At 58.1% G+C, this 23,043-nt stretch carries 21 protein-coding genes, 4 tRNA genes and 1 pseudogene; 9 read left to right on the forward strand and 17 right to left on the reverse strand.

The window, feature by feature from the left end; genetic code table 11:
* The first annotated feature begins 8 nt into the window (after positions 1-8).
* The 3 genes from BM063_RS01045 to BM063_RS01060 all read left to right on the forward strand — a co-directional run bounded on the left by BM063_RS01045 (position 9) and on the right by BM063_RS01060 (position 3,827).
* Positions 9-1,376: a sigma-54 interaction domain-containing protein gene (locus BM063_RS01045; protein ID WP_092035476.1), complete on the forward strand. Its 1,368-nt coding sequence runs from the start codon at positions 9-11 to the stop codon at positions 1,374-1,376.
* A 351-nt stretch (positions 1,377-1,727) separates the two neighbouring features.
* Positions 1,728-2,504, forward strand: a complete 777-nt coding sequence (locus tag BM063_RS01055) for a 3-hydroxybutyrate dehydrogenase (RefSeq protein ID WP_092035478.1) — start codon at positions 1,728-1,730, stop codon at positions 2,502-2,504.
* A 36-nt stretch (positions 2,505-2,540) separates the two neighbouring features.
* Entirely contained in the window at positions 2,541-3,827 is a 1,287-nt protein-coding gene (locus tag BM063_RS01060; protein WP_092035479.1) for a GntP family permease, read from the forward strand.
* Positions 3,828-4,341: 514 nt separating this feature from the next.
* Here the strand turns inward: BM063_RS01060 and BM063_RS01065 are convergent.
* Both BM063_RS01065 and BM063_RS01070 read right to left on the reverse strand, forming a co-directional pair.
* Complete coding sequence (locus BM063_RS01065; protein WP_092035480.1) at positions 4,342-5,205, reverse strand: 2-oxoacid:ferredoxin oxidoreductase subunit beta; 864 nt, start codon at positions 5,203-5,205, stop codon at positions 4,342-4,344.
* Positions 5,205-6,968: a 2-oxoacid:acceptor oxidoreductase subunit alpha gene (locus BM063_RS01070; RefSeq protein WP_092035481.1), complete on the reverse strand. Its 1,764-nt coding sequence runs from the start codon at positions 6,966-6,968 to the stop codon at positions 5,205-5,207. The genes BM063_RS01065 and BM063_RS01070 overlap by 1 nt, the downstream gene beginning before the upstream one ends.
* A gap of 376 nt (positions 6,969-7,344) precedes the next feature.
* On the opposite strand from BM063_RS01070, the gene BM063_RS01075 reads away from it, so the two are divergent.
* Positions 7,345-8,805, forward strand: a complete 1,461-nt coding sequence (locus BM063_RS01075; protein WP_092035482.1) for an aminotransferase class I/II-fold pyridoxal phosphate-dependent enzyme — start codon at positions 7,345-7,347, stop codon at positions 8,803-8,805.
* A gap of 101 nt (positions 8,806-8,906) precedes the next feature.
* Here the strand turns inward: BM063_RS01075 and BM063_RS01080 are convergent, their stop codons facing one another.
* The 3 genes from BM063_RS01080 to BM063_RS01090 form a co-directional block, all read right to left on the reverse strand.
* Complete coding sequence (locus BM063_RS01080; protein WP_092035483.1) at positions 8,907-9,029, reverse strand: GapA-binding peptide SR1P; 123 nt, start codon at positions 9,027-9,029, stop codon at positions 8,907-8,909.
* 224 nt (positions 9,030-9,253) lie between these two features.
* Positions 9,254-9,556, reverse strand: a complete 303-nt coding sequence (locus BM063_RS01085; protein WP_092035484.1) for a DUF3055 domain-containing protein — start codon at positions 9,554-9,556, stop codon at positions 9,254-9,256.
* A gap of 128 nt (positions 9,557-9,684) precedes the next feature.
* Entirely contained in the window at positions 9,685-10,146 is a 462-nt protein-coding gene (locus BM063_RS01090; protein ID WP_092035485.1) for a hypothetical protein, read from the reverse strand.
* A gap of 220 nt (positions 10,147-10,366) precedes the next feature.
* Here BM063_RS01090 and BM063_RS01095 point away from each other — a divergent pair, with 220 nt between their 5' ends.
* Positions 10,367-10,789: a DUF1885 family protein gene (locus tag BM063_RS01095; protein WP_092035638.1), complete on the forward strand. Its 423-nt coding sequence runs from the start codon at positions 10,367-10,369 to the stop codon at positions 10,787-10,789.
* Positions 10,790-10,963: 174 nt separating this feature from the next.
* Positions 10,964-12,181: a DNA polymerase IV gene (gene dinB / locus BM063_RS01100; protein ID WP_092035486.1), complete on the forward strand. Its 1,218-nt coding sequence runs from the start codon at positions 10,964-10,966 to the stop codon at positions 12,179-12,181.
* 1 nt (position 12,182) lies between these two features.
* On the opposite strand, the gene BM063_RS01105 is transcribed toward dinB, so the two are convergent.
* The 7 genes from BM063_RS01105 to BM063_RS01135 all read right to left on the reverse strand — a co-directional run bounded on the left by BM063_RS01105 (position 12,183) and on the right by BM063_RS01135 (position 14,775).
* On the reverse strand, positions 12,183-13,310 hold the full coding sequence (locus BM063_RS01105; protein ID WP_092035487.1) for a peptidoglycan DD-metalloendopeptidase family protein: 1,128 nt from the start codon (positions 13,308-13,310) through the stop codon (positions 12,183-12,185).
* A gap of 147 nt (positions 13,311-13,457) precedes the next feature.
* Positions 13,458-13,532 (reverse strand) — tRNA-Val (locus tag BM063_RS01110).
* 14 nt (positions 13,533-13,546) lie between these two features.
* Positions 13,547-13,622: transfer RNA gene (locus BM063_RS01115), tRNA-Ile, on the reverse strand.
* Positions 13,623-13,628: 6 nt separating this feature from the next.
* Positions 13,629-13,705, reverse strand: a tRNA-Asp gene (locus tag BM063_RS01120).
* Between the two features lie 37 nt (positions 13,706-13,742).
* Positions 13,743-13,818, reverse strand: a tRNA-Met gene (locus BM063_RS01125).
* Positions 13,819-13,885: 67 nt separating this feature from the next.
* A complete protein-coding gene (locus BM063_RS01130) occupies positions 13,886-14,083 on the reverse strand; it encodes a hypothetical protein (RefSeq protein WP_092035639.1) in 198 nt (65 codons plus the stop codon).
* 146 nt (positions 14,084-14,229) lie between these two features.
* A complete protein-coding gene (locus tag BM063_RS01135; protein WP_092035488.1) occupies positions 14,230-14,775 on the reverse strand; it encodes a phosphatidylglycerophosphatase A family protein in 546 nt (181 codons plus the stop codon).
* Positions 14,776-14,993: 218 nt separating this feature from the next.
* On the opposite strand from BM063_RS01135, the pseudogene BM063_RS01140 reads away from it, so the two are divergent.
* Both BM063_RS01140 and BM063_RS01145 read left to right on the forward strand, forming a co-directional pair.
* Positions 14,994-15,497: pseudogene (locus BM063_RS01140) on the forward strand (YjcG family protein); the annotation flags it as partial.
* 52 nt (positions 15,498-15,549) lie between these two features.
* A complete protein-coding gene (locus BM063_RS01145) occupies positions 15,550-16,014 on the forward strand; it encodes a GNAT family N-acetyltransferase (protein ID WP_092035489.1) in 465 nt (154 codons plus the stop codon).
* Here BM063_RS01145 and BM063_RS01150 read toward each other — a convergent pair.
* The gene (locus tag BM063_RS01150) at positions 15,988-16,830 is read right to left on the reverse strand and encodes a PHP domain-containing protein (RefSeq protein ID WP_342713721.1); all 843 of its coding nucleotides are present in this window, start codon (positions 16,828-16,830) and stop codon (positions 15,988-15,990) included. The genes BM063_RS01145 and BM063_RS01150 overlap by 27 nt on opposite strands.
* Positions 16,831-16,985: 155 nt before the next feature.
* Here BM063_RS01150 and BM063_RS01155 point away from each other — a divergent pair, with 155 nt between their 5' ends.
* Positions 16,986-17,342, forward strand: a complete 357-nt coding sequence (locus BM063_RS01155; RefSeq protein WP_092035490.1) for a hypothetical protein — start codon at positions 16,986-16,988, stop codon at positions 17,340-17,342.
* Between the two features lie 68 nt (positions 17,343-17,410).
* On the opposite strand, the gene BM063_RS01160 is transcribed toward BM063_RS01155, so the two are convergent.
* The 4 genes from BM063_RS01160 to BM063_RS17140 form a co-directional block, all read right to left on the reverse strand.
* Complete coding sequence (locus BM063_RS01160; RefSeq protein WP_092035491.1) at positions 17,411-20,431, reverse strand: WIAG-tail domain; 3,021 nt, start codon at positions 20,429-20,431, stop codon at positions 17,411-17,413.
* Positions 20,432-20,719: 288 nt separating this feature from the next.
* A complete protein-coding gene (locus BM063_RS17485; RefSeq protein ID WP_177198912.1) occupies positions 20,720-20,875 on the reverse strand; it encodes a hypothetical protein in 156 nt (51 codons plus the stop codon).
* A gap of 47 nt (positions 20,876-20,922) precedes the next feature.
* Positions 20,923-21,444, reverse strand: a complete 522-nt coding sequence (locus tag BM063_RS17490) for an AAA family ATPase (protein ID WP_177198913.1) — start codon at positions 21,442-21,444, stop codon at positions 20,923-20,925.
* Between the two features lie 119 nt (positions 21,445-21,563).
* Positions 21,564-23,021 carry an SEC-C domain-containing protein gene (locus BM063_RS17140; RefSeq protein ID WP_143085191.1) on the reverse strand — a complete coding sequence of 486 codons (1,458 nt, stop codon included), beginning with the start codon at positions 23,019-23,021 and terminating at the stop codon, positions 21,564-21,566.
* Between the last annotated feature and the right edge of the window lie 22 nt (positions 23,022-23,043).

Consider the following 23,043-nt stretch of genomic DNA (forward strand, 5'->3'; position numbering starts at 1 on the left):
GGGTGGACATGATCGTACTGGAACATTCGCCCCATCAGGAGCAGTTTATCCGGGCGGTATTCGAAAATGCCCATTATTGTCTGGTGATCGTCGACGACCGGGGATACATCATCTATTTGAATGAAAGCTATTGCCGATTTCTGGGGGTAAAGAGGGAGGAAGCCGTCGGGAAACATGTCACCGACGTGATTGAAAACACGAGGATGCACATCGTCGTTCAGACCGGCAAGGAGGAAATCGCCGACCTGCAGTACATCCGGGGAAACTACATGATCGCCAACCGCATCCCCGTGTGGTCCGAAGGGAAAGTGATCGGTGCCATCGGAATCGTCCTCTACCGCGACACCCAGGAATGGATGAAGATGAACAGCCACATCAAATCCCTCCTGCTGGAAGTGGAACAATACCGGAAACGGCAAAAAAAATCCCATGGCGCCATCTACTCCCTCCACGACATCATCGCCATATCCCCGCAAATGATCGAATTGAAAAACAAGGTGAAGCGGATCGCCGCCGGTAATGCCTCCGTCCTGATTACCGGAGAAAGCGGCACCGGAAAAGAGCTGTTTGCCCACAGCATCCATCAACTCAGCGAAAGAAGCGGAAAACCCTTTGTCACCGTCAACTGCGCCGCCATCCCCGAACATTTGATGGAGTCGGAATTGTTCGGCTATGAGCCCGGCGCTTTCACCGGTGCCCGCAAGGAAGGCAAGATAGGCAAATTCCAGATCGCCGACGGCGGCACGATCTTTTTGGACGAAATCGGGGACATGCCCCTGTCCGCCCAGGTGAAGATTTTGCGCGTCCTTCAGGACGGCGAAATCCAGCCCGTCGGGGCGGTGAAGCCTCGAAAAGTGGATGTCCGGGTGATCGCGGCCACCAACCAACCCCTGGAGGAACTGGTACGGGAAAAGCGATTCCGGGAAGATCTGTTTTACCGGATACACGTAATCCGGCTTCACATCCCTCCCCTGCGCGAAAGGAAGGAAGACATCCGGGCGCTGACGATGTTTTTCCTGCACAAAATCAGCGAGCGGACGGGGAAGCGGGTCGTCGACGTAGAGGATTCGGTGATGGAGCGGTTTCAGGAGTACCGCTGGCCCGGCAACGTCCGCGAGCTGGAAAATGTGGTGGAAGCCGCCGTGCACTTGACAAACCGTGAAATCATCACTTTGGAGGATCTTCCGGAACATTTGCTGATCGAGCCGGTCCGTCTGGAGGAGCACGGCAATTTAAAGGAAATTTTGGAACGGACCGAAAGGCAAGCCATCGAATTGGCCCTGCACAAGGCCAAGGGCGATAAATTGAAAGCGGCCAAAATTCTGGGAATCGGGAAATCGACCCTTTACGAAAAACTGAAAAAACACGGCCTGTAATCGTTCCGGATTTCCGGAAACCCTCCGGAAAACCGGAAATGCGCCAAAACGAAGGGATGCACCTCCTTCGGAACCCAACCTTTCCGGAAATACGGAAAAGTGAGACAACTGATCGGGAGGCGGGAGACCATTTTTTCGCCCGGCGACCTCCTCCTGTGGATTCGAAACAATAATCGCTTCCCGCTCATTTCGGCATCCTGACCTTTCCGGCATTCCGGAAAGGTTTTTTTGTGGCGGGACATCCTCCTATTTCGGCCCCCCTCGCGGCGGATCTTCCTTCCCTCCCGGTTGGCACATCTTTTGCACGATCGATGATTGAAGACTGAAAAAAGAAAAAGGGGGAATCGCGCGATGGTCGAAGACAAGGTGCTGTTGATCACGGGGGCGGCCAGCGGCATCGGTCATGAGATCGGCCGTCACTTCCTGAGACACGGGGCCAAGGTGGTGTTTACGGATATCGATGAAGGGAAGCTGACGGAAAAGACGGCGGAACTGAAGCGTCAGGGCCATGACTGCCTCGGGGTGAAATGCGACGTCACCGTCGAGGAGGAATTGAAGCGAGCCATCGCTGCGACGGTGGACACCTACGGCACCGTAGACATATTGATCAACAACGCCGGCCTGCAGCATGTGGCGAGGATCGAAGAGTTCCCCACCGAACGATTCGAGTACCTTCTCAAAGTGATGCTGGTGGCCCCCTTCATGGCCATCAAGCACGTGTTTCCCATCATGAAGAAGCAAAGGTACGGGCGCATCATCAATATCGCGTCCATCAACGGTTTGATCGGCTTCGCGGGAAAGGCGGCCTACAACAGCGCCAAGCACGGAGTCATCGGGTTGACCAAGGTGGCGGCGCTGGAAGCGGCGGATTCGGGGATCACCGTCAACGCCCTGTGCCCGGGTTATGTGGACACGCCCCTGGTCCGCGGCCAATTTGAAGACCTGGCCAGGACCCGGAACATCCCGGTGGAAAAGGTGCTGGACGAAGTGCTGTATCCCCTGATTCCCCAAAAACGGCTGCTGTCGGTCCGGGAAGTCGCCGACTACGCCCTGTTTTTGGCCAGCGACAAGGCCAAGGGGGTCACGGGGCAGGCGGTCGTCCTGGACGCGGGATACACGGCCCAATAAGCGGGCCCACCACATGACAGAGAAAGGGGAGATCCGATGCTCGGCATCCTGCTTGGACTGGCGGTATTGATGGTATTGGCTTACCGGGGATGGTCCATCATCTGGATCGCTCCGGTTTCGGCGGGGGTCGTCGCCCTGACCGGCGGCCTCGACCTGCTGGACGCCTACAAGGATACGTACATGGGCGGCTTCGTCGGCTTCGCCCGACAATGGTTCCCGGTCTTCATGCTCGGCGCCGTCTTCGGAAAGTTGATGGAAGATACGGGAATGGCCCAATCGGTGGCCGTTTCCCTGTCCAGATTGATCGGAAAGAAGCGGGCCATCCTAGGGGTGTTCCTTGCATCCGCCGTCTTAACCTACGGTGGAGTCAGTCTGTTCGTGGTCGTGTTCGCCGTGTATCCCCTGGCCGTAAGCCTCTTCCGGGAGGCCAACCTCCCCCGGCGGCTGATCCCCGGCACGGTGGCCCTGGGGGCCTTCACCTTCACCATGACGGCCATGCCCGGAACTCCTCAGATTCAGAACCTGATCCCGATGCAGTATTTCCACACCACGCCGACGGCCGCCCCGGTCATCGGAATCGTGGCCAGTCTGATCATGGGAGTGGGAGGCTATCTGTATCTTCGCCGGCGGGAAAAGGTTCTGTTGGCCCGAGGAGAGCATTTTACGGAACCGGACCGGCAAAAGGTGGTTGCGGAGCAGGAACATAAACTCCCGAACCCCCTGCTGTCCCTGCTGCCTTTGATCACCGTCCTGATCACTTTGAACCTGCTTCGCTGGGACATCATCGTCGCCCTGTTGTCGGGAATTTTGCTCATCCTGATTCTCAATTTCCGAAAAGTGAAATCCTTCGTCCAGGCCATCAATGAGGGAGCCGTCGGCTCCGTCACGGCCATCATCAACACCAGCGCGGCGGTGGGCTTTGGAACCGTCGTCAAAGCGGTTCCCGGCTTCGAAACCTTAACCAGCCTGCTGATCAACATGAAGGGGAACCCCTTGATTTCCGAAGCGATCGCCGTCAATTTGCTGGCAGGGGCGACCGGATCCGCCTCCGGCGGCATGGGGATCGCCCTGGAGGCCCTGGGACAGAAGTATTATGAACTCGCCCTCTCCACCGGCCTTTCGCCGGAGGCTTTCCACCGGATCGCCTCCCTAGCGTCCGGCGGCTTGGACACCCTCCCTCACAACGGGGCGGTGCTGACGCTCCTGACCATCACCGGCATGACCCACAGGGACAGTTATCTGGACATCTTTGTGGTATCGCTTCTCATCCCCCTTCTCTCCGTCGCCATGGCTATCCTCCTGGCAACCTTCGGCATTTATTGATCCCGCATGCGGACCTTACGTCATGCATACAGGCAAATCCGGCATGAAAATGCCGGGTTTGTCTTTTCAAAGGGCAGAATACCGCGGTCAATCGGACCTCCGGCATCCGGTCCAAAAATGGCCCAAAAAGAAAAACCCGCATTTTGCGGGCTCGCGCCTCAATCGTCGTCATTGCTGCCGTTTTCCATGAATATGGACGTCAGCGTGCCTGCGAAGATCTGATTCACGCCCAATCCCAGCCCTGCAATCACCACTTGTCCCGCCCCTCCCTTGCAGTTGTCAGTTTCATCTTACGGTTGCCGGCATCGCCGCTATCCTTTCCGGTATCCGGATGAGAATTGGTTGGGATACTTCCGGAGCCGGAAACATCCGGTCACGGAAATTTTCCGACCATTCGCCCCTTTTGTTTGACGTTGTATTATAACAATAATATAATATGGATATATTATATAACAGGCCCTGCCGGACAAAAAAAGAAACCCGCCCGAAGGCGGGAAATGATGGGTGCTTTTGATCAGCGATAGCTCTGCAGCAGGGCCTGTGTGTCTTCCTCCTTCAGCTGAAGATCCACCTTGACCGTAGCCACTTCGCTGGCCCCGATCATCTCCTCGTGGAAAACGGGGCGTTCCTGCTTGTACAGGACTCCGGTGACCACTCCTCCCGTTTCATGCAAGAGCCGGAGGGCTCCTTCGCGGTCGGTGGGATCGTAATCCTCCCGTTCATCCACGTTGACCAGCTTTTCCTTGAACCAATCGTAGGTGTTCACCTTGTTGAAGGTGACGCACGGGCTGAAGCAGTTGACCAGGGCGAAACCGCGATGGCGGATCGCTTCCTCGAAAAGGCGCGTCATCTGTTTGACATCACCGGAAAAGGCCTGAGCCACAAAGCTGGCGCCGTTGACGATGGCGGTTTCCACCGCCTTGACCGGTTCCTCCGCGGAACCTTTGGGCGAAGTCTTCGATTTGAACCCGCGCTCGCTGGTCGGGGAAAGCTGTCCGGTGGTCAAACCGTAGATGTGGTTGTCCATCACGATATAGGTCAGGTCGATGTTCCGCCGCACCGCGTGGACAAAGTGGCCCATCCCGATCCCGTAACCGTCGCCGTCTCCCCCGGCGGCGATCACCGTGAGATCCTGGTTGGCCAGTTTCACCCCCGTCGCCGTGGGCAAGGCCCGCCCGTGGAGGCTGTGGAAACCGTAGGAACCGAAGTGTTGGGCGATTTTCCCCGAACATCCGATCCCCGAAACCAGAACCACTTCCTCCGGCGCCAGCCCCAGGTCGGCGCATGCCTTCTGCAGGGAGGACAACACCGCATAGTCGCCGCATCCGGGGCACCAAGTGGGCCGGTTATTCGTGCGGAAATCTTTGATGGTCGCCATCACGCCGTCACCCCTTCCTCCTGATGGACATGTCCGAGGATCTCCTTCACCGTGAAGGGATCTCCGCTAAATTTCAGGCAGCTGACGATTTTGTCGTGAAAACCGACCCGGGCGCGGATCCGTTCGGCAAGCTGGCCGGTGGCGTTGTTCTCCACCACCAGGATGCGCTCCGCTCCCTCAAGAATCCGCCTGACCGACGCATCCGGGAAGGGATTGAGCACCCGGAGCTGCAGGTGACCGGTTCGGATTCCCCGGCTGCGCAGGATTTCCACGGCTTCCCGGATCTGGGCGGCGGTGGATCCGAAACCGACCAGCGTCCACTCGGTTTTTTCCGGGCCGTCGTAGCTGTAGCCGATGGCATCGGCGTCAAAGCCCTTCAGCTTGCGCAAGCGTTTACGCATCTGCTCCACCCGGGTCCGGGGATCCTCGATTTCCTCGATGGCACCATCATCGTGCTCGTTGCTCAGCGCCACGAAGCGTCCGTTTTTCTGGCCCGGAATCGAGCGCTTGGAAATCCCCGACTCGGTCACGGTGTAGCGGCGATACGCCCCCGGGGCCAACTGGGCCAGCTCCTCGTCGGAAATCAACTCGCCGCGATCGATGCGAATCGACGAGAAATCAATCGCTTTCACGGGCACCGATTGTTTGGACATGCCCAGGAACATGTCGGTGGCAATAATCACGGGGCATTGATACTTCTCCGCCAGATTGAAGGCTTCGGCGGTGTAACGGAAACACTCCTCCACGGAGGTGGGGGTGAGAACGATCCGCGGAATCTCCCCGTGGGAACCGTACAACAATTCATTCAGGTCCGACTGCTCCGTCTTGGTCGGCAAACCGGTTCCCGGACCGCCCCGCATCACATCCACCACCACCAGCGGGGTCTCGGTGATGCCGGCCAGGCCGATCGCCTCCTGCATGAGGGAAATGCCCGGGCCGGAAGTGGAAGTCATCGCCCGCACCCCCGCATAGTTGGCGCCGATCGCCATGATGCAGGCGGCAATCTCATCCTCCGCCTGAATCACTTTTCCGCCGAACCGGGGGAAATGGGCCAGCGCCGCATACATGATCTCCGTCGCGGGCGTGATCGGGTAAGCGGCCAGAAAACGGCATCCGGCAGCCAGCGCTCCCAAGGCGACGGCCTCGTTCCCGGAAAGGAACAGATGGCCTCCCCCGTCTTCTTCGGGTTCCGGATCCGGCAGCTTCTTCAGCTGGCCGAAATGGGCGAGGGCATAGTCATACCCCTTTTTCACGGCCTCCTTGTTCTTGGCGACCACCTGCTCCCCTTTCTTGCCGAAGCGATCCTCGATCAACGAATCGAAGGCGTCCGGCGAAAGACCGACCAGACCGGCGGACACGCCGCAAGCGATCATGTTTTTCATGATCGGGCTGCCCACTTCCTTGGCCATCTCCGTCACCGGAACCGGACAGAGGCGGATGTCTTTGCCCTCCGGGACCTTGAGGGACCGAATCCGGCTCGAGTCGTAAATGAGAGCCGCCCCTTCGTTCAGCTCCCAGCCGTTTTCATCCACTGTCCGCTGATCGAAAGCGATCAAAATGTCCAATCCGTCTCCATGATATCCCGTCTTCCGGGGAGAGACGCGAACCTTGTAGTTGGTGTGTCCTCCTTTGATCAGGGACATGAAGTGACGATACGCAAAGACGTAATGTCCCCGCCTGTTCAGCGCCATGGCGAAAATCTCGCCGGTGCTGTCGATTCCCTCCCCCTGGGCGCCGCCCACTTTCCAGGTCAATTCTGTCATGGTCTGTTTCACCTTCCTCCCACTTTGATATATAACAGACCTCCGCTTTTCGGCGGACAGCGGTTTCAGCCGCTCCCTGTCAAGCTAAGCTTATCGAAATAACGCATTTTTTTCAACCGGGACGGAAAGGAACCCGACTCATTTTTCCCGAACCGGGGAAACTGTCTCAATCAATGCCAAAGAGGTGTTACATCATGTTTCTTTCCCCGAAACATCCCTGCAAAAACATTCGAAATTCCGGCCGGATGATGACCCGAGATTCCGCGCAAGAGGTGGATTTTACCGTCGCCTGCCGAGCCAAATATCCCCTTTTGATCTCCCCGGGCATCTGCTATACTTATTGTCGTTAATTCTGGAAAGGCAGGCGGAAACACCCTTGAACAACCGGCAACAACGCACACCACTGTTTACGCGGCTGAAGGAACACGCGGCAAGAAACCCCCTTCAATTCCACATTCCCGGTCACAAAAAGGGACAGGGGATGGATCCGGAGTTTCGCGACTTCATGGGAGAGCGCGCGCTGTCCATCGATCTGATCAACATCGCTCCGCTGGACGATTTGCATCATCCCCACGGCCCCATCCAGGAGGCGCAAAAGCTCGCGGCGGAGGCCTTCGGGGCGGATCACACCTTCTTTTCCGTCCAGGGCACCAGCGGAGCGATCATGACGATGGTTCTTTCCGTCTGTGAACCCGGCGACAAAATCATCGTGCCGCGAAACGCGCACAAGTCCGTATTGTCCGCCATCATTTTGGCCGGGGGACATCCCGTGTTTGTTCATCCGGTGATGGACGAGCAGCTGGGAATCGCCCACGGCGTCACCGTTCAGGACGTGGAACGGGCCCTGCGGAATCATCCGGATGCCAAAGCGGTCCTTCTCATCAATCCGACTTACTACGGAATCGCCGGAAATCTGGCGGAAATCGTCCGCACGGTCCACCGGTGGAACATTCCCGTCCTGGTGGATGAAGCCCACGGGGTCCACACCCACTTTCACGAACGGCTGCCCCTGTCCGCCATGCAGGCCGGAGCGGACATGGCGGCCACCAGCATGCACAAGCTGGGAGGATCGCTCACGCAAAGCTCCATCCTCAATGTACGGTCTCAGCGGGTCAACCCCCGGCGCGTGCAGTCGATCATCAGCATGCTGACCACCACTTCCACGTCGTATCTCCTTTTGGCATCCCTCGATGCCGCCCGACGACAATTGGCCACGCGGGGGAGGGAAATGCTGGACCGGACCCTCTCTCTTGCCGCTTGGGCCCGGGAACGGATCAATGCCATTCCCGGCCTCACTTGTGTCGGAAGGGAAATTTTGGGGAGCGACGCCGTCTACGACCTGGATGAAACCAAATTGACCATTCACCTGAAAGGGCTGGGAATCACCGGATACGACGCGGAAAAGTGGCTCAGGAGCCGCTGGAACATCGAAGTGGAATTGAGCGATCTCTACAACATTCTCTGCATCATCACCCCGGGGGACACCCCGGAGACGATCGATACGCTGGTCCAAGCGCTCACGGAGCTTTCCAGGGAGTATTACACGGAGGACCGAAAGAACCGGATCCACATCCGTTTGCCGGACATCCCCGAACTGGTCCTTTCCCCGCGGGAAGCCTTTTACGCGAAAACCACCACGGTTCCCTTCGACGAATCCGCCGGAAGAATCATCGCCGAATTCATCATGATCTATCCCCCCGGCATTCCGGTTCTTCTCCCGGGAGAGCGAATCACCCAGACCAACATCAACTATATCCGGGAACACATGCGGGTGGGACTCCCGGTCCAGGGACCGGAGGACCCGGAGATCCGGATGATCCGCGTCATCGACGAATAGAACAAATAAAAAAACCCCTTTTGGGGTTCGACCCGCGTCCCCTGCGGACCGGGTTTTTTTATTCGAAAATGGCCGTTTTGTCTCCTTGAAGGATACAAGCTTCACCGCTTCTCCCGCGAAGCCTCTTCCTTGCATCCCGGGCACTTTCCGTACAAAACTCCGGTCTTTTCCGCATCCAGGTAATCGATGATCTCATCACAGCTTTGGCAGACGATCACTTCCATCGCACTTCGTCTCCTCTCCCGAGCTTTGATTGAAAGCGCTTCAATTGATATGACACTTATAGTATAATAAGTTATACCATATAGGTCAATATGGGGTCAATTGAGACCATATCTCCTGTAAAAAGCAAAAAAAGGGTGAATCGATTCACCCAGCCGCTGGCACAGTCCCCTTCCGGACACCGCGCCCGTCCGATCCGGCGGGGGAAGCGATTCACCCGGCTCCCTCATATTTCCGATTCGGATTCCATCGTAAGCGCCGGAAGATTGGTGCGGAAGAAAACGGACAGTTCCTCCGCCTCCTCGCGGGTCCGCAGATTGTACACCCGCTGGAGATACTCCAGATTTTCCGCGTCTTCCTGGGAAAGGAGCGACGACCGCCCGGTCTGCATGCAAACCACCAGGGGTTTTCCGAAAAACATCTTGGTATAGATGATCCCGAAATCGTAACGCCCGTGGTCGGACACAAAGCCCACGAAACGGACCTTCACCTTTTCGGACTCATCGTACAGGCGCTCGTAGTGGCTCATGTTCGATCCCCCTTCTGCTTGAGTTTTCTTCTCCCCGAATCACCCTCGCTTTCCTGTTTGGTTTTATCGGCTCATCCAAGGAAATACACGTCTCATTCCTTTACCCCATTTTTCGTACGTCCAAACACTCAATCATTTTGTGAAGAGTTGCATTCCTTCACCTTCGCCTCCAGCAGGGAGGCGATTTCGCGGAACAAAGCGAGATCTTCCCCGTCGATGTCGTCCTCCGGCTCCCCGATGACGACCAATTCCCCGATCAGATGATGCCCCTTGTAGAAGGGCACCAACACCTCCGTCCTCCGGCCGACCCGTTCCCGGACCAGTCTGCCTCGGGCTGCCGTCAAACTGTGCAATCCCTGTCCAAAGCGGATGACGGGAGGGTGTGAACTGTAACCGGCATAATGAAAACGGACAAACTCATGTCCCCGGGTGAGGTAGATGCCGACGTAGCGATACGCGGGGACGTGCTCATACAGGGTTTCGATCACGTAGCGGTACAATGCCTCAATGTCCCCGTCCAGCTTGTCCGCCATGACACCGATCTTCGATCGGATTTCATCCATGAGGTCCGCCTTGCGCATCGGATCCATCCCCCATCGACTCCTCCGGATGTTTTATCAGTGTACCACTTGCCGGGCGTTCAAACAACGCATTTTCCCAACATTCTTATGATTGAAACCGTCCCCTGATGGCCCCTCTTACATTCCATACCCGTCCCGATTGTAAAGGAATCCATCCAAGTGTTAAGATGAAATGGGGCTTCGGGCCCGAAACATCACGGGACTTTTCAACAAACCAGAGGTGGAAAACATGGACAACCGCGCATGGATTCGGTTGGTGGAAAATTCGACGCAGACGGAGGTCTCCCTGGAGGACGTCAAGGAGCGATTGGAGCGGTACGTGGACATGGCTTCCCGCACCGGACGCCAGCTGGGCTGGTCTTACGAGGAGGCCGCCTTTCCCTATACGATGGAGGAGCGGACGGAAAACGGAAACAGCTGGCTGATCCTCAAGGGGAAAGATCCCAAGATGTACCGCGGCCTGATCATCGGCGTCAAGCAGGAAGCCGCCGAAAAAGGAGGCCACCACACCATCCAGATCCTCCTTCCTCCCGGCGCCACCCACGGGGACAAGTCAAAGGCCAATGAATTTTGCCGCTACCTCGCCAAGGCGTTCCAGGGGGAGCTTCGCCTGTTTAACGGCCGGATTATGTATTTTTACCCCCGAAAATGACCCGAAAAACCCTTCCGCCGCTTCCCCGCCGACGGGCCGTCGCCCGTCGCTTCTTTTTTTTCAGACTGTTCGGTCACCCAAACCCGCGCCTCCACCTGCAAAATCTTCCTCTTCTCATCGGTGCCAAAAGCGGGTATCCTATAATAGGAACACTTGTTCGGAGGTGTGCGGGGCATGGCGCGAAGGCGAACCGTTCTGTTGGCGGATATGAACGCCTTTTACGCCAGTGTGGAGCAGGCCTTCAATCCTTCCTTGCGAAACCGTCCGGTCATCGTGTGCGGCGACCCTTCCCGGAGGCACGGCATCGTGCTGGCCGCTTCCTACGAAGCAAAGGCCTACGGAGTGGAAACCGGAATGCCCGTATTCGAGGCGAAGCGGCTTTGCCCCCCGGCCGAGCTGGTTCCTCCCCGCATGGCCACCTATCTTCGCGTGTCATCGCAGATCGTGGACATTCTGCACCAGTTTTCCCCGCTTGTGGAGCCGTTTTCCGTCGATGAAGCCTTTGTGGAACTCACCGGATGCGAAAAGCTGTTCGGAGACGGAATCCAGGCGGCTCGCCGCATCAAGGAACGAATCCTGCGGGAGACGGGAATTCGCTGTTCCATCGGGGTGGGCCCCAACAAACTGTTGGCCAAAATGGCCGCAGAAATGAAAAAGCCGGACGGGCTCACCGTCCTGACGGAACAAGACGTCCCCGAGCGGCTGTGGCCCCTTCCGGTCGTCCGGCTGTTCGGCGTCGGTCCGCGAATCTCCCGACACCTGCAGCGAATGGGCATCCGCACCATCGGAGATCTGGCCCAGGCGGATCCCGCCAGGCTCGAGCAGCGCTTCGGCATCATCGGCCGGGTTCTGCACTGCTCGGCCCGGGGCATCGATCCCAGTCCGGTCGATCCCCGCAGCCTGGATAAAAACCGGTCCATCGGTCATCAATTCACCCTGCCGCGGGATTACACGCGGGAGAGCGACCTTCGGACCGTCCTGCGCGAACTGGCGGAGGAAGTGGCCTCCCGGGCCCGCAAAGCCGGCTATACGGGCCGGACGGTCTCCCTCACCCTCCGGAGCTTCGATTTTGGTTCCGTCCACCGCTCCCTCACCCTTTCCGAACCCACGAACATCGGCCGGAAGATGTTTGAAGCGGCGGTGATCCTCCTCCGGCGCCACTGGGATCACCGGCCCGTCCGCCTGATCGGAATCACCTTGAGCAACCTGTCCTCCGACCGGATGATGCAAATGGACCTGTTCGGAAAGCGGGAAAGAGAGCAGCGGTTGGCGGAGGCCATCGACGCCATCCGCAACCGGTTCGGAACGACCAGCATCTTCTGGGCCCGCTCCCTCACCGGAGCCAGCGTCTTCGTCGACCGGGCCGGCAAAATCGGAGGACACCGCATCTGATCTACCGGTCCAGGACGCTTTGGAGAATGTGGCGGCGCTCCGCGGGGGTGAAGCCCTCCCAAAGCCACTCGCCGTAAATGAGCAGGTCCAGGTGGAGGTGCATCCCCGCATTGCTGCGTTTCACCCCGTCGCTGGTGCCCGAGTTCCCCACATAACCGATGACTTCTCCCTTTTTCACCCTTTTTCCGACGGTGATGTCGCCCTGAATGCTGCTCAGGTGGCAATACCGGGAGAGAACCCCCTTTTCGTGCTGGATCCATACGGACCGTCCCCGCATCTTGTCGAGGATGTATTGCGGCGTCTGTCCCTCGTTTTGAACGCCGATCGAAAGATAGCGGTTCCGCTCCGCCTCCGACATCTCCTGATAGTCGTGGTCGGCGCGGACAACCACCCCGTCCGCCACCGCAAGCACCGGCGTCCGGGAATCGATGGAAATCCCGCTGGTCCAGCTGAAATAATCCAGCCCCTCATGAACTCCGTTCCGGTAGGGGCGGGGAGCGCCGGGAAGGTGGGAATCCTTCGTGCTCACCCGGGCGCCCTGAATCGGAGTGTCCAGAAAAGACAGGTAATCGATCAAAGCGCGGGCGTCCCCCTTGGGGATTTCCCGCCGCCCGGTTTCCGCCATGGCCGGAACCGAGGCGTTTTGTTCGATGAGGGCGCGGTCTTCGCGGATTTCCACCTGCCTTCCCAACCCTTCCTCCACCACGACGGCGGGGATCCGTATCTCTCCCTTGCGGATAATGGGATATGCCTCCACGGGAAGATAAACGCCGTTACGGCTCAGCACGGGCGCTTCCCTCAACATGGTCAGTTGGACCTTGCCCTGGCGAATCGTGAGAACCCCTTCCCGGGCATCATACTCGTAATCGATTCGCAGCTTCTCCTTCAGGTCGGACAGCCGGAAGGTGACAATTCCCTCTTCCTTCCGGAAGGGAACCTCCACCTTGGCGGACAGCCTTTCCTCCTTTTCCGGCTTCTCCGGGCGGGGAGGAGGGGAAGCCGTCTGCTCTTGCGGCTTCACCGGTTCGCGATGCCACGGCAGGTGCTGATTCAAGAGATTAAACGGAACAAACAGCCACAAAAAAACAACGAGAATCGCCACCGCGACGAGTAAACTAGGTTTGCCCATGGGGATCTCCTTACCCGAGTTTTATCCCTCTCATTTTAACACAGTCCGGATGCGCCGACCAGAAATCTCCTTTCCAGAAAACGGAATGCGGAAAGGCGCGCGAAAAGAAAAAAAGCAAAAGCACCTCGCAAGCGAGGTGCTTTTTGATGGTGGGCAGTATAGGACTCGAACCTATGGCCTCTTCCGTGTCAAGGAAGCGCTCTCCCTCTGAGCTAACTGCCCAAAACGGTGGATCATGGTGGGCCCAACAGGACTCGAACCTGTGACCAATCGGTTATGAGCCGACCGCTCTACCAACTGAGCTATAGGCCCACATCCTGGCGGAGCTGACGGGATTCGAACCCGCGATCTCCTGCGTGACAGGCAGGCATGTTAGGCCTCTACACCACAGCTCCGCGGGAACGGGCTGATCGCCCGCTTCTCCCATGCATTTGGTTGCGGGGGCAGGACTTGAACCTGCGACCTTCGGGTTATGAGCCCGACGAGCTACCGACTGCTCCACCCCGCGCCGAAGACTTCAAGTGAAGGACAGCTATAAATATACACCATGTGAACGAATAATGCAAGGGGTTTTTTTAATTTTTTTTGCTTCCTTTTTCATCCTTGCGCCAGATGTAACGGACCCCGTAGCGCCCGCCCTTGGAGCGGAAAACCTCCACCTCCGCCGGACTGTCGTATCCGTAAACCCACCAGTCCTCCGTCATCCGCGCGGCCAGACATCGGGCTTGAAAGCGGGAATCGTACAATTTGGCCCAGTAAATCCAGCAGCTCATGGTCTCCACTCCTTCGGGATGAACGAAATCCGCTTTCTCCACAAAATAGTGTGTCTACCCGATGCCGGTTTCATGCCGCCCGGTCCCTTGCGCTTTAATGAAACGCATTCGCTCCGTTTTTCCCGCCCCGGCGGTCTTGGGTCCGATCAGCCAGCGCTTCTGTCCCTCAACTCCTCCGCCTCCAGCTGCTCCTCCTCATCCCTCAGCCGGTGGGCCAAGCGGCTGGAAGCCGAAGCGGCGATGCTGGCCACCAAGTCGTCCAAAAACGTGTGGACTTTCCCGTTCTTCTTGGTGTCCAACCTACCGATGACCCCGATCTTGTGTTTGTCCAGATGGCCGAAGGTGGTGACGGCAATGCTGCCGTAACCGAAAACCGAACCCAGGGCCAGGGTTTCATCGCAGCCAAACAGTCCCTCATCCCCTTCGACGAGCGATTGAAGGGGTTCGGACAATGCCTTTTTTTCCGCCAATTGATCCAATTCGATCCCGACGAGAATCGCATGCTGGATCTCCCTTTTCTCCAGGACCGCCAGCACGCTCTCGATGCAATGATCCAGCGTCAAAGTCTCGCAATAGGGAGCCTGCATCCGGTAAACGATCTCGGCAATCTCCTCGATCGTCACTCCCCGTTCTCTCAGCCGCCTCAAGGCGGCCTCCTTCACTTCCCGGCTGTGAACGCGTCTTTTTTCCATCCCATTCACTCCTTTCCCTCCATGATACCACAATTCGGATCGGATATGTTTCAATCCATCCGGATCTTTATCCCGCCGAATTGCCGAGGTATAATAAAAATGATTGCCTTTTTTCTGTCGAAGACTGCCCTGAAAGCCAGAAACGGCTGAGGGGCCCCGGCGCCTTTGTCCCCGACAATTTTTTTCGGCATAATCCTTTCACATAAAGGAGGAATCCCATGAAATACGGAATCGCCATTTTTCCGCAAAAAAAGGTGCAAGATGTGGCCAACTCGTTCCGGAAACGGTATGATCCCCGCTACACGCTGATCCAACCGCACATCACCCTGAAGGAAGCCTTTGAACTGGAAGAGGAAAAATTGCCTGAAGTCGTGGAACATCTGGAAAGGGTCGCCGCAGAAACCGCTCCTTTCACCATTCATTTCCACAAGGTCAGCACCTTCCATCCCATCACCAACGTGATTTACTTGGCGTTGACCGACAACGAACCGGTGACCAGACTCCACGAAAAAATCAATTCGGACCCCATCTACCACAAAAGCCGGTTCGACTACACCCCGCACCTTACCATCGGACAGGAGCTGTCCGACGATGAGCTGCACGACATCTACGGCAGCCTGCGGTTGAAGAAATTCGATCTGACGAGCCTCGTCGATCGCTTTCACCTGCTGTATCAACTGGAAAACGAGTCCTGGACCGTCTATCAAAGCTTCCTGCTCAGGGGAAAAACTGATCCTTCCCTCGGGGAAAGACCATGCGGGGAGGACGGGCAACATGGAGATCCGGGTCATCACGGCGAAAAAGGAAGAGGAAAAAAACGCCGCCCTCGCCCTGCGACGGGACGTATTCGTCAGGGAACAGCAGGTTCCCGAATCGCTGGAGCAGGATGAGTGGGATGAAACCGCCACCCATTTTCTAGCTTATGTTTCGGACGCCGCGGTGGGCACCGCCCGCTTTCGCCTCATCGCTCCAAAGGTGGCCAAAGTGGAAAGGGTGGCCGTCCTCCCCCGTTACCGCGGGCGAGGAATCGGCCGCGCGCTGATGGAAACGGTCGAACGCCACGCCGCCGAATCGGGGGTTTCGGAAATCGTCCTTCACTCCCAAGACCATGCGGTTCCCTTTTACGAAAAATTGGGATATCGGGTTCAGGGCGCTCCCTTTATGGATGCGGGCATCCCTCACCGGAAAATGTCCAAGCGGCTTTCGGGAAAGTCAACCTCTCCGCTTCAGGGCAAGTAAAGCTTCCACCCGGTCCCTTTCAACGGTGCGGCTTCCGAGAGGGCCGTGATAGGGAATGCCGTGGCGTTCTCCGTGAAAATCGGACCCCCCGGTAACGATCAACCGGTGTTTTTCGGCCAAGGCCTCATAACGCCGTTCCGCTTCCGGGTCATGATCCGGGTGATAAGCCTCCAGCCCCGCGAGACCGTTTCGGATGAGCGACTCAACCAGTTCGTCGTCCCCATAAATTCCCGGGTGGGCCAGAACGGGAACGCCCCCCGCCTCGGAGATCCACCGGATGGCCTCGATGGGGGAGATGCGACGCGGCGTGCAGTAGGCCGCTCCCCCTTTTCCCAGGAAGCGCTTGAAGGCTTCATCGATCGATGACACGATCCCTTTGTCGACCAGCACTTCCGCGATGTGGGGCCGACCCACGTTCGCCTCCGGCGCCTGTTCCCGCTTTTTGGCCAACACTTCCTCCATCGTGATCGGAATCCCCAGCTCCCTCAACTTGTTCACCATCATTTCATTCCGCTTTAGGCGGACTTCCCGGAGCGAGCGAAGCTTCTCGGCGAAATCCCGGCCGATTTCCCCCGGAAAATAGCCCAAAACGTGGATTTCCTTTCCTTCCGCGAGGGTGCTGATTTCCACTCCGGGAATGACATCGACCCCCCATTTCGCCCCCGCCTTCATCGCTCGCTCCACCCCGGCCACCGTGTCGTGATCCGTCACGGCGACGGCGGCCAACCCGGCTTCCCGGGCCGCGCGCACCAGCTCCTCCGGCGAATATTGCCCGTCGGAGGCCGTGGTGTGTGTGTGAAGATCGGCTCGGTTCACAGCAATCCCTCCTCTCCACTGATCATATCGTAAACCAAGGACGCATAAATTGAAATAGTCGTCTCCATATTTGCCGCAATTCGTGAAAAACGGGATTGAACCTTGTCCAGGAAGGGAAAAAGGTAGGGAAACCAATCGCCTGAAGGAGGAGCGACATGCGGTTACTGGCCAAGCGCATCACGGGTATCGTCTGTCCCCGCCGGGTGATCGATCAGACGCTGACGTCTCAAGGGTTTGTTCGCCGGAGACAGCATCCGCCCGTTTATGACATCCAGATCGAAGATGTCGCCTCCGGAACGGTTTACCGTCTGCGCATCCCCACCGATTCCCCCCATCCGGATCTTGGTTCCTCCGACGAAACCCTGCTCCGATTGGGTCCGCCTTCCATCCGCTGCAATAAGAGCATGAAGGGGCACTTGCGGAACCAGCCCATTCCCTCCTCCGTATTGACCGCCGCCAATGAAAAAATCGCCGAAATCGCCTCTTATCTGCGCACTCCGTCCTACCGCTGAACCCATTCCGTTCCAAGACAAAACCCTTTTTCCGCCTTTGCGGAAAAAGGGTTTCTTTTGTCCGCCGGTCAGTCCTCCTCTTCCCCAGAATCGCCGGACGGGGCGATCGACTGAATCGTGGAAACGACTTCTTCCGAAGAGGCGCCTTCGGAGATCTCCCTTGCATCTCCGTTGAGCAGAAACGCGTCCGGTACCTGTTCCCGTTCCTCCTCCTCCGTCGCTGAAGCCGGTTCGGCTTCCCCGGGGGACAGCTCCTCAGCGGCCGGATCGGGGCGCCCCATTCCGATCCAGAAAACCGTGCCCTCCACCCGCGATTCGATGGTTCCGTCGTGTTGTATGGCCAGGGTGAAGGATTCCGTTTTTCTTTCCCGGAGAAGCGCCCAGCAGCCGGATCGGTCGGTCATCGCCACCACCACGTAACCCTCATGGGCAAAGGGGAAATCCAGCGGCACCTCCACTTCGGTTTCCCGTTCGGACTCACTGATCGAAAAGGGCGCGTTTCCGCACTGCATCACCGGCGGGAAAAAAACCGGGAAATTCAACTTTTCCGGACCGATGGAACCGTCCGCGATCTTTTCGCCGGTCACCGCCTGGTCCGCCAGAGCTTCACCGGTGACGCACCGCGGAGAAAGATGCTCGGAAGCGATCGCTCCCTGAACAATGTGCCGGGACGAGACCGCCCCCTCCGCCAAATGGTGTTCCATCACGCTTTCCGGCGCCAGCTTCCCGGAGCTGACCGCGCCGTCCGCCAGATGATGCCTCATCACGCTCTCGGGGGCCAATTTCGCCGAGCTGACCGCCCGTTCCGCCAAGTGGTGCCTCATCACGCTTTCGGGAGCCAGCTTCCCGGAGCCGACCGCACCCTCCGCCAAGTGCTGTTCCGTCACGCTCTCCGCCGCCAGCTTCTCCGAACTGACCGCGCCGTCCGCCAAGTGCCGCTCCGTCACGCTCCCGGCAGCCAGCTTCCCTGAGCCGACCGCGCCGTCCGCCAAGTGATGCTCCGTCACGCTTTCGGCGGAAATTTTCCCGGACGTGACGGCCCCGTCCGTCAAATGGTGTTCCATCACGCTTTCCGGCGCCAACTTCCCGGAGCTGACCGCGCCGTCCACCAGGTGATGCCTCATCACACTCTCGGGGGCCAATTTCGCCGAGCTGACCGCCCGTTCCGCCAAGTGGTGCCTCATCACGCTTTCGGGAGCCAGCTTCCCGGAGCCGACCGCACCCTCCGCCAGGTGATGCTCCGTCACGCTCCCGGCGGCCAGCTTCCCGGAGCCGACCGCGCCCTCCGCCAGGTGATGCTCCGTCACGCTCCCGGCGGCCAGCTTCCCGGAGCCGACCGCACCCTCCGCCAGGTGATGCTCCATGACGCTCTCCGGCGCCAGCTTCCCGGAGCTCACCGCGCCCTCCGCCAGGTGATGCTCCATGACGCTCTCCGGCGCCAGTTTCCCGGAGCTGACCGCGCCCTCCGCCAGGTGATTCTCCATGACGCTCTCCGGTACGAGCTTTTCGGAACTCACCGCACCCTCCGCCAAGTGATGCGCTGTTACGCTTCCCCCGGCCAGTTTATCGGAGGTGACGGCCTCATCGGTCAAATGATGACTCATTACGCTGTTGAAAGCCAGCTTTTCACCGGTGACGGCCGAATCCGCCAAATGGTGCCCCGTCACGCTCCCGGGGGCCAGCTTGTCGGCGCTGACCGCGCCGTCCGCCAGATGATAATCCTTCACGCTCGCATGGGCCAGCTTTCCGGAGGTGACGGCGCCTTCTCCGAGCTTGATGGTTGTGACGCAGTAGTCGACCAACTTGTCGGTGGATACCGATTCGGGGGCGATCTTCGATGTGGTGATGGACCGATCGGTCAGCTTGGTGCCGGAAATCGCATTGTCTGCCAAATGTTCGCCCCGGACGGCCCCCTCCTTGATATGCCGACTGCCGACGGATCGCTCTTCCAGATGGTGTTCCCCGATGGCGCCGTCGTCCACATGTCGGCCCTGGATGGCTCCATCGTCGATCGCACCGGAGCTAATGGCGCGCTCGGCAATCTTCGAACGGGTAACCGAACGGTCGGCCAAATGCTTCTCTTGAACGCTTTGGGGAACGAGATGTTCGCCGGACACCGACTGCTTTTGCAGATGATCCTGTCCGACCGAATCGGCGGCGATTTTTTCGGAGGTGACCGCGCCATCATTCAGGTGTCGGCTTTCGATGACCCGGTCCGCCAAATGCTCCTTCCTGACGGCGGCGGTGGTGAGATGGAGCGATTTTACGGACTCGGGGGACAATTTCTCGGAGGTGACGGCTCCCTTCTGCAGCTTGGAGGAGGAGACCGATTCATCGGCCAGTTTGGTGTCGTCCACGCTGTTGCTGGTCAAGTGGCGCGAAAGGATGGAACCGCTTTTGATCTTTTGCGCCGTGATGGTTTCATCCTCCAGGTGTTTGCCCTGAACGTGGCCGATCGCCAAATGATGCGACTGAATGCTGCCCTCTTTCAGTTTGGTTCCATGGATCGAACGATCGGTCAGGCGATCGCCCGGTATGCTGTTTTCCTTCAGATGTTTCGCCTGGATGGTCTCCCGCCGGATGTGATCCCCACTGACCGATTCCGGTGAAAGATGATGCTCCTTGATCGATCCGGGGGCGATTTTGGCGTCGGTGACCGCTCCTTCCGCCAATTTGGAAGCGTCGACGGAAAAGTCGGCCAAATGGTCTTTTTGGATGCTCCCGTACTGAATCTTGGAACCGTCGACGGACCGATTGGCCAGCTTTTCATTGGTCACGGCGTTGTCCGCCAAGTGATCCGTGTATACGGTCAGGCGGCGATCGGAGGGCGTCGGGTCCGCCTTTCCGGGTTCGCGGGAGGAAGACTTTTGTTCCCCGGATTCCTCCGCTCCGGAAACTTTCGCTTCATCCGACGGCCTGAGCCATGCGGATGACCGTTCGATGGAATCCGTATTTCGCTTCGTTGTCGGTTTGTTCCGACGAAACAGCTCGTTTTGTTCCTCATCCGTGATCCGGTCCAACATGTCCAGAATCCGCTCGTCCGGGAAGAGATTCCGTCTCGAATGCCTTGCGCTTTTTCGCTTTTTCACGTTATCCTTCCTTTCATCCCGATTCTAACCACAGATATATTCGCCTTGGACGATCGCGGAAACCGCGGACACGCGAAAATAGGCATGCGTCCCCTGTCCACAAAAAAAGCACTCCATCTGGAGTGCCCAAACCGCTCTTTCCTCCCCGGCTCCCCGCGGCAGGGGCTTCCGGGAAAAACGCCGCCTCCCCCAAGAGATTGGGATAAAGGAACCTCCTTCCATCAATAGAAGGGGTTCCGCGCCGCCGACCCTTCGATGGGGGGCGGACGATTTCCTTTTTCCCGGTATTCATTCAGAGGAATCCCTCTCCTCCCCTTTTTCCCGGCCGGCATCCCGCAGGTCCCGTTTTTCTTCCATTCCCAACTCCCGGCTCACTTCGTTGACCAATTCCTTGATTTTCTCCTCCCGCCTGCGGCCCGTGAACTTGCGCAAGAGACGGATCAATGGCATACTCCCCTTTCCGTGGATTCCTCCTTTTTAATGTCCCCTCTTCATTCATCTTTATCCCCGATGGCAATTCGGGCGGACCGGATCTGTTCCGGACCCAGGATGAACACCCTCTCAAACCCTTCATTCCCGATCGAGCGCTTCGTCTTCTGCAGCAGGGCGTGGTAGTTCCGAATCACCTCGGGAGGGATCCGGCGACTGCGGCATTCATTCTGCCTAAGACATAGCTCGTAGGGAACGTCAAACACGATCGCCGCCGGATGAAAGCGGTACCGACGGGCGAGGGAAAGGTACGCGGTCCGATATTTCCTATCCAGGGCCGTCGAATCAATTACGGTAAGACGCCCCAGGGAAAGGCGCAACCGGACGATGTGCCGCAAAAGGGAAAAGGTTTCGCGATGAACGGCCATATTTTCCTGATCGTCGCAAACCATCTCCCTGCACCGGTCCGAGGAGACGATCTGCGACCGGGCAAAATGCCGCTCGGCAAACGTGGATTTTCCGGATCCCGGAGCCCCGCACAGCAAAACCAGACTGCGGGAAGGCAGACGGAGGGTGACGGACACCCTTCTCACTCCCGTACCCACATGGATTGGGCGTGGTTTTTCGCCTCTCCAGGTATTTTTGTCGTTCCGGCGGTTTTTAACCAAAAAATAAAGCGGCCTCCTCCATTCAGGCCGCCTGCTCAGGGATGATTCTCCACGGACACCTTGGTTTCGGGGGCGGCATTCCAATCCTTCGTCACGGGGTAGACACCCTCCACTTTCGTGAAGAAGCTGTCCCACTGCCGCACCGCCACCACCCCCCTCACCCAGAACCGGTTGTCCGTCCAATTGGGGGGGTATCCCCGAAGGTTGATGGGCAACCACTTGCCACCCACTGCCAGAAGGGGACCCGACGCCGAAAGGGTCATCATGAAAGTGCCCGTCAAGGTCGGAGCTTTGGTCTCCTCCTGCAGGACCCCGTGTTCCTTGATCCAGCGCTTCGCTTCCAGCGCCAAGGGCAACGACCGGATCAGCTTGATGTAGACCGGCCGGTAAGCGGAATACACCGAAGCCATTCCCTGTTCATTCAGCCAGCGGAACAGTTGCTTCAGCGTGTTCAGAAAAATCTTTGAACCGACCGGGGTTCCCCCGGCATGATCCACATACCAGACGCCGCATAAGTGCTCCAGGACATCCTCGTCCAAAACCCGCCAATGAAAGGCTTTCCCGAAATGGGTGGCTACGTAATCGCGGAAAAAGCGGAGCGTCCGCCCGTACAACTCCTGGGTCCGCCGCTGCAGCGGAGACACCACATCCTCAAAAAACAGCTGCAGCTGATGGTTCACCGCTTCCGGACAATTCCGCTCTCCTTCGGGCAGTTCCGGCAGGGAGACCGGAATCAGATTCTCCGCCGCCGGCGCCACCTCTTCCACCGATTCAATGATCTTGGAAATTTCCTCACGGTCTTTGGCGCGTCGAATCGACCATCCCAGAACGCCGAGCCCTTCCCGAACCCAGAAATCCCGATCGAGTTCTTTCTCTTTGTCCGCGAACTGCTTCAGATACAAGAGTATCTCCCCTCTCATCTCGTGGAAAAAAGTAGTATAAGGGCCAAACCATTCATACCGGTTTCCCAACCGAGAGAGGCGGGCGATGACGATTGCCCCTTTTTCGATCGGTTCAGTCACGCGGACGGGAACCTCTTCTCCCCAAGGAAGCGGTCTGACGCGGGCCTCGTCCCCTCCGACCTCCACCACCTCGTAACAGCCCAGGTGTATTCGGCACAATTCCTCAACCCATTTCTCCCGATCCGGAAGGGGCGTAACCACTTCCCTCCAGCGGTCGGCGGGGCGCCTTCCGTCCATGCAAGGCGCATCAAAGAGAAGCCAAAAGCGAAAAATGTGAATGTAATTGGAAGGAATGGGCTGATGGAGGGGAAGCCCCATTGCCGTCTTGAAGTGATCGACCCATTCGGAGACCGCTTTTTTCGTCATCTGCCGGTCAAACCACTGATTCAGCTCCGACAACAGGGCCAATTTCACTTCCGATTCCCTCGATTCCCGGGCGCGTTCGGCGGACCGGAAAGCGACCACCCGTTCACAGCACTTTTTGTATTTAAGTCCGCTTCCGCAGGGACAGGGATCGTTGCGCCCGACCATGGAATCCACACCTCACAGGAAA

The organism is Planifilum fulgidum (assembly GCF_900113175.1).
Classification (GTDB): Bacteria; Bacillota; Bacilli; order Thermoactinomycetales; family DSM-44946; genus Planifilum; species Planifilum fulgidum.

Coding starts and splice junctions, on each gene's coding strand:
- BM063_RS01045 (WP_092035476.1), top strand. CDS start 9: ATGATCGTACTGGAACATTCGCCCCATCAGGAGCAGTTTATCCGGGCG.
- BM063_RS01055 (WP_092035478.1), top strand. CDS start 1,728: ATGGTCGAAGACAAGGTGCTGTTGATCACGGGGGCGGCCAGCGGCATC.
- BM063_RS01060 (WP_092035479.1), top strand. CDS start 2,541: ATGCTCGGCATCCTGCTTGGACTGGCGGTATTGATGGTATTGGCTTAC.
- BM063_RS01065 (WP_092035480.1), bottom strand. CDS start 5,205: ATGGCGACCATCAAAGATTTCCGCACGAATAACCGGCCCACTTGGTGC.
- BM063_RS01070 (WP_092035481.1), bottom strand. CDS start 6,968: ATGACAGAATTGACCTGGAAAGTGGGCGGCGCCCAGGGGGAGGGAATC.
- BM063_RS01080 (WP_092035483.1), bottom strand. CDS start 9,029: ATGGAAGTGATCGTCTGCCAAAGCTGTGATGAGATCATCGATTACCTG.
- BM063_RS01085 (WP_092035484.1), bottom strand. CDS start 9,556: ATGAGCCACTACGAGCGCCTGTACGATGAGTCCGAAAAGGTGAAGGTC.
- BM063_RS01090 (WP_092035485.1), bottom strand. CDS start 10,146: ATGGATCCGATGCGCAAGGCGGACCTCATGGATGAAATCCGATCGAAG.
- BM063_RS01095 (WP_092035638.1), top strand. CDS start 10,367: ATGGACAACCGCGCATGGATTCGGTTGGTGGAAAATTCGACGCAGACG.
- dinB (WP_092035486.1), top strand. CDS start 10,964: ATGGCGCGAAGGCGAACCGTTCTGTTGGCGGATATGAACGCCTTTTAC.
- BM063_RS01105 (WP_092035487.1), bottom strand. CDS start 13,310: ATGGGCAAACCTAGTTTACTCGTCGCGGTGGCGATTCTCGTTGTTTTT.
- BM063_RS01130 (WP_092035639.1), bottom strand. CDS start 14,083: ATGAGCTGCTGGATTTACTGGGCCAAATTGTACGATTCCCGCTTTCAA.
- BM063_RS01135 (WP_092035488.1), bottom strand. CDS start 14,775: ATGGAAAAAAGACGCGTTCACAGCCGGGAAGTGAAGGAGGCCGCCTTG.
- BM063_RS01145 (WP_092035489.1), top strand. CDS start 15,550: ATGGAGATCCGGGTCATCACGGCGAAAAAGGAAGAGGAAAAAAACGCC.
- BM063_RS01155 (WP_092035490.1), top strand. CDS start 16,986: ATGCGGTTACTGGCCAAGCGCATCACGGGTATCGTCTGTCCCCGCCGG.
- BM063_RS17140 (WP_143085191.1), bottom strand. CDS start 23,021: ATGGTCGGGCGCAACGATCCCTGTCCCTGCGGAAGCGGACTTAAATAC.